Below are 5,096 nucleotides of genomic sequence, written 5' to 3'. Positions count from 1 at the left end.
AGATGTCACGGCGCGCGTGCGGGGGACTCGCCGAGAGCAGCACGGCGACATAGGCCGAGGATGCCGAGGCCACCGCCGTCCCCGCCTCGCCCGCCCGGATGAGGGTGGGGGAGTGCGCTCCCTCGTCCACGAAGTCCGCGAAGGGGATCTCGAGCGCCGAGGCGAGCGCCCACAGCGTCTCGACGCTGGGGTTTCCACCCCCGTTTTCGAGCTGCGAGACGGTCGCCTTGGCGACGCCGGCGCGTCTCGCCAGCTCGGACGCGCTCAGGTCGCGGCGCTCGCGCTCTCGTCGGAGCGTCGCCGCGATGCGGTCGCCGAGATCGGTCATGCGTTCATTATGGTCATCGATCGTTCGACTTGACGAACAGACGCGCATCGTTCACGATGATGCGCATGCGTTCGTTCTACCGAACACCCGAGGGGGCGGCCACCCGCCAGGGTCTCGCCGTGGCCCTCGCCACCAGCGCTTACGGCATCTCGTTCGGTGCGCTGTCGGTGGCATCCGGTCTCGATGTCTGGCAGACCTGCGTGCTGAGCCTGCTGATGTTCACGGGCGGCTCGCAGTTCGCCTTCGTCGGCGTCGTCGCCGCCGGAGGACTCGCCGCCGCCCCCGCGGCGATCGCCTCGGCCGCGCTGCTGGGGGTGCGCAACGCCGCCTACGCCATGAGGATGGCTCCGGTGGTCGGCGGGGGAGCGTGGCGCAAGGCCGCCGCGACCCCCTTCACGATCGACGAGTCCGTCGCCGTGGCGCTCGCCCACGAGACGCCGCGCGCCCGTCGTGCCGGGTTCTGGGTGACGGGCATCGCGATCTGGGTGGGCTGGAACCTCTCCACGCTGGCGGGCGCGCTGCTCGGGGACGTGCTGGGCGATCCGCGGGCGTACGGACTCGATGCGGCCGCGGCAGCCGCATTCCTCGCTCTGCTCTGGCCGCGTCTTCGTGGCCGGCAGCCCCTCGCGGTCGCCGCCGGCGCGGCGGTCGTCGCGGCCGCGCTGACGCCGTGGCTGATGCCCGGCATCCCGGTCATCGCCGCCGCGGGCGTCGCCGTGGCCGTCGGTCTCTTCGACCCGCGACGCCCCCCTTCGACACCGGTCGTCATCGATGAGGACGGGATGCCATGACCCTGTGGACCGCGGTGCTCCTGGCATCCGTCATCTGTCTTGCGCTCAAGGCGACCGGGTATCTGTTGCCCGCCCGCTGGCTCGATGCGCCTCGCCCGGCGCGCATCGCGGACCTGCTGACGGTCGCGCTGCTGGCCGCGCTCGTTGTCGTGCAGACCGTGGCGGCGGGACCGGCGATCGTGATCGATGCGCGGCTCCCGGCGGTCGCGGTGGCAGCGGTGCTGCTGTGGGTGCGGGCGCCGTTCCTCGTCGTCGTGGCCGGGGCGGCCGTCACCGCGGCACTGCTGCGCCTCGGGGGCTGGGCGGCCTGAGGGGTTCGCGAGCCGGGGCAACGCCGGTCGCTTAGCACCGCCCGAGCGACGTCGGCTCAGCCGGCGCAGACGAGCCGCACGTAGACTGGCGCCCGTGACTTCGAGGATTCTGCGCGTCGTCGGCTGGGTCGTGGCCCTGCTGGTGGGGGCGTTCTACGGCGCCGCCGGAACCGTCGGTCAGGCGTTCCTCGTCGGTCCGCTGCCCGTCGGACTCATCCTGGCCACGATCGGCAGCGCCGCCCTGCTCGTGGCTCTGCGCAGCCTGACCGGCGATCGCATCAACGCCCTGGCGGGCGGGCTGGGTCTGACGGCCGCGACCTACCTGTTCTCGCAGATCGGGCCGGGCGGGTCGGCGATCGTGGCCGCGCCCACGGCCGGCACCGAGTGGATCCCGATCGTCTGGACCGTCGTGGGGCCGGCCCTCATGGTGCTCGTCGCGCTCTGGCCCGACTTCTCCCGTTTCGGCGACGCCCCGCGCCCCGCCGGATCATAGGGTCACGGCTCGTCGGCCGGGCCGGGTGCCCCGGCGGGATTAGACTGACCCCGTGACTTACGTGATCGCCCTCCCGTGTGTCGATGTCAAAGACCGCGCCTGCATCGACGAGTGTCCGGTCGACTGCATCTACGAAGGCGAGCGGTCGCTCTACATCCACCCCGACGAATGCGTCGACTGTGGTGCGTGCGAGCCGGTCTGCCCGGTCGAGGCCATCTACTACGAGGACGACCTGCCCGAAGAGTGGTCCGACTACTACAAGGCCAACGTCGAGTTCTTCGACGACATCGGCTCGCCCGGTGGGGCCGCCAAGGTGGGCGTGATCGCCAAGGATCACCCCGTCGTGTCGTCGCTTCCCCCGCAGAGCCACTGAGTCGTGGGCGTCGCCGACCTCGCCGACTACCCCTGGGATGCCGTCGCCCCGTACGCGGATCGTGCACGACGTCACCCCGACGGAATCGTCGACCTGTCGATCGGCTCGCCCGTCGACCCGACGCCGGCCATCGTCGCGGCGGCCCTCGCCGACGCGACCGACGCGCACGCCTATCCGCAGACCGCGGGCACTCCGGCGCTGCGCGAGGCGATCGCCGAGTGGTACCACCGCCGACGTGGTGTTCCGGGGCTGAGCGCCGAGAACGTGCTGCCGACCGTCGGTTCCAAAGAGCTCGTCGCCCTGTTGCCACTGCTGCTCGGGATCGGCCCCGGCGATGCGGTGGTACATCCCCGCGCCGCCTACCCCACGTACGAGGTCGGGGCTCGCCTCGTGGGCGCCGAGGCCGTGGCATCCGATGATCCGAACCAGTGGCCCTCTCACGCACGCCTGATCTGGATCAACTCGCCGGGGAACCCCGACGGCCGTGTGCTGTCGACGGCTGAACTGCGGGATGCCGTGACCCGGGCGCGCGAGATCGGCGCGGTTCTGGCCTCGGACGAGTGCTATGCCGAACTGGGCTGGGACGCCCCGTGGGACACGCAGCCCGTGCCGAGCGTGCTCGATTCTCGCGTGGTCGGCGACGACCTGGCCGGGGTGCTGTCGGTGTACTCGCTCAGCAAGCAGTCGAACCTCGCGGGCTATCGCGCGGCCTTCCTGGCCGGCGATCCGACGCTCGTGGAGCGCCTGCTGACGGGGCGCAAGCACCTGGGCCTCATCCCGCCCGCGCCGGTGCAGCGCGCGATGACCGTCGCCCTCGGCGACGACGAGCACGTCGCCGCACAGCGGGCCCTCTACTCCCGCAGGCGCGCGGTGCTCAAGCCCGCGATCGAGGCCGCCGGTTTCACCATCGATCGCAGCGAGGGCGGGCTGTACCTGTGGGCCACCGAGGGCCGTGACGCGTGGGAGAGCGTCGGGCGCCTGGCCGAGCTCGGCATCCTGGTCGGACCGGGTCATTTCTACGGCACCCACTACCCGGATCACGTGCGGTTCTCGCTCACGGCGACCGACGAGCGCATCGCCGCGGCTGCGGCGCGCCTGGCCGGCTGACGGCCCAGGGCGAGTCTTCACCCTTCATTCGGCGCGTTGATCAGAAGGATCCCTCCATTCGATGGGGGCATCCTTTGGCGGTGTCATCTGTACGACCCCGGGCCTACTAGGCTGTAAAAGCACAGTGTCCGGGGCATCCCTCCGTGCGCGTGCCGACCCGGAGGCCATACCCGTGGCATCCATCGGTCGAGAAGACCGCGGGTGCCGCTAGCCTCGCGATCGACCGGACGGGCGACCAGAAATCGCAAGGAGGCGCGGTGAGCGACGCGGGCACGCAGCAGGACAAGGCCACTCTCACGGTAGGGGGCAAGGCCGCCGAATTCCCGGTCCTGCGAGGCACCGACGGCGTCCCGAGCATCGACATCGCGTCGCTGACCAAGCAGACCGGTCACACGACGATCGACTACGGATTCGTCAACACGGCGTCGACCAAGTCCGACATCACCTTCATCGACGGAGATCAGGGCATCCTCCGCTACCGCGGCTACCCGATCGAGCAGCTCGCGAAGAACAGCACCTACCTCGAGGTCGCGTGGCTGCTCATCTATGGTGAGCTGCCCTCGGCATCCGAGCTGGCGTCGTTCGACGAGCGCATCCGCCGTCACACCCTGCTGCACGAAGACCTCAAGCGCTTCTTCTCGTCGCTGCCGCCGACCGCGCACCCCATGTCGGTGCTGTCCGCCGCGACCGCCGCTCTGTCTACCTACTACGAGGCCGAGTCCGACCCCCACAACCCCGAGCACGTCGAGCTGAACACGGTCCGCATGCTCGCGAAGCTCCCCGTGATCGCGGCCTACGCGCACAAGAAGAGCATCGGTCAGGCCTTCCTGTACCCCGACAACTCGCTGAGCTTCGTCGACAACTTCCTCAAGCTGAACTTCGGCGTGCTGAGCGAGATCTACCAGGTGAACCCGGTCATGACCAAGGCGCTCGACCTGCTGCTCATGCTGCACGCCGACCATGAGCAGAACGCCTCGACCTCGACGGTGCGCCTGGTCGGGTCGACCGGTGCCAACCAGTTCGCGTCGATCTCGGCCGGCATCCAGGCCCTGTCCGGACCCCTGCACGGTGGCGCCAACGAGGCCGTGCTGCAGATGCTCGGCCGCATCCGCGACTCGGGCGAGAGCGTCGAGCGTTTCGTCGAGCGGGTCAAGAACAAAGAGGAGGGCGTCAAGCTCATGGGCTTCGGCCACCGGGTCTACAAGAACTACGACCCCCGCGCCAAGCTCGTCAAAGAGGCAGCCGATGAGGTGCTCGAGGCCCTCGGCGTCAGCGACCCGCTGCTTGACCTCGCAAAAGAGCTCGAGCAGATCGCGCTGCAGGACGACTACTTCAAGGAGCGTCGCCTGTACCCCAACGTCGACTTCTACACCGGCGTGATCTATAAGGCGATGGGCTTCCCCACGCGCATGTTCACCGTGCTCTTCGCGATCGGTCGCCTCCCCGGCTGGCTGGCGCAATGGCGCGAGGCGATCACCGACCCGCAGACCAAGATCGGCCGCCCGCAGCAGCTGTACACGGGTGCGGCCGAGCGCAACTACCCCGGCGTCTGATTCTGTCGAAAAACGCCCCGTCCCTCTTCGTCAGGGGCGGGGCGTTCTGTTTTTCGGGGCGGGGTGTTCTCCTGCGGGCGGGTGTGCTCGTCCCATTTTTGGTCGGTCGGGAGGCTGCCGAACTGCGATATGTGGGACAT

7 protein-coding genes are annotated in these 5,096 nt (G+C 69.6%); 6 read left to right on the top strand and 1 reads right to left on the bottom strand.

Annotated features, from left to right (window positions below):
• The coding region (locus DBR36_RS07440; protein WP_146185275.1) for a helix-turn-helix domain-containing protein at window positions 1-328 on the bottom strand (328 nt) is incomplete at its 3' end.
• Between the two features lie 65 nt (window positions 329-393).
• Between DBR36_RS07440 and DBR36_RS07435 the strand changes: the two genes are divergently transcribed.
• From DBR36_RS07435 to DBR36_RS07410, 6 genes are all read left to right on the top strand, one after another.
• A complete protein-coding gene (locus DBR36_RS07435; protein WP_108318248.1) occupies window positions 394-1,119 on the top strand; it encodes an AzlC family ABC transporter permease in 726 nt (241 codons plus the stop codon).
• The gene (locus DBR36_RS07430; protein ID WP_108318247.1) at window positions 1,116-1,430 is read left to right on the top strand and encodes an AzlD domain-containing protein; all 315 of its coding nucleotides are present in this window, start codon (window positions 1,116-1,118) and stop codon (window positions 1,428-1,430) included. The genes DBR36_RS07435 and DBR36_RS07430 overlap by 4 nt, the downstream gene beginning before the upstream one ends.
• Before the next feature lie 94 nt (window positions 1,431-1,524).
• On the top strand, window positions 1,525-1,923 hold the full coding sequence (locus DBR36_RS07425; protein ID WP_108318246.1) for a histidinol dehydrogenase: 399 nt from the start codon (window positions 1,525-1,527) through the stop codon (window positions 1,921-1,923).
• Window positions 1,924-1,975: 52 nt separating this feature from the next.
• Window positions 1,976-2,296, top strand: a complete 321-nt coding sequence (gene fdxA / locus DBR36_RS07420; RefSeq protein ID WP_076676249.1) for a ferredoxin — start codon at window positions 1,976-1,978, stop codon at window positions 2,294-2,296.
• A gap of 3 nt (window positions 2,297-2,299) precedes the next feature.
• Window positions 2,300-3,403, top strand: a complete 1,104-nt coding sequence (gene dapC, locus DBR36_RS07415; protein WP_108318245.1) for a succinyldiaminopimelate transaminase — start codon at window positions 2,300-2,302, stop codon at window positions 3,401-3,403.
• Between the two features lie 257 nt (window positions 3,404-3,660).
• Window positions 3,661-4,956, top strand: coding sequence for a citrate synthase (locus DBR36_RS07410; protein WP_108318244.1), 1,296 nt, complete (start codon window positions 3,661-3,663; stop codon window positions 4,954-4,956).
• Window positions 4,957-5,096: the final 140 nt, after the last annotated feature.

The organism is Microbacterium sp. HMWF026, assembly GCF_003061325.1.
GTDB classification, from domain to species: domain Bacteria; phylum Actinomycetota; class Actinomycetes; order Actinomycetales; family Microbacteriaceae; genus Microbacterium; species Microbacterium testaceum_E.
This window is presented reverse-complemented; position numbering and strand designations above follow the sequence as displayed.

Coding starts and splice junctions, on each gene's coding strand:
- DBR36_RS07435 (WP_108318248.1), top strand. CDS start 394: ATGCGTTCGTTCTACCGAACACCCGAGGGGGCGGCCACCCGCCAGGGT.
- DBR36_RS07430 (WP_108318247.1), top strand. CDS start 1,116: ATGACCCTGTGGACCGCGGTGCTCCTGGCATCCGTCATCTGTCTTGCG.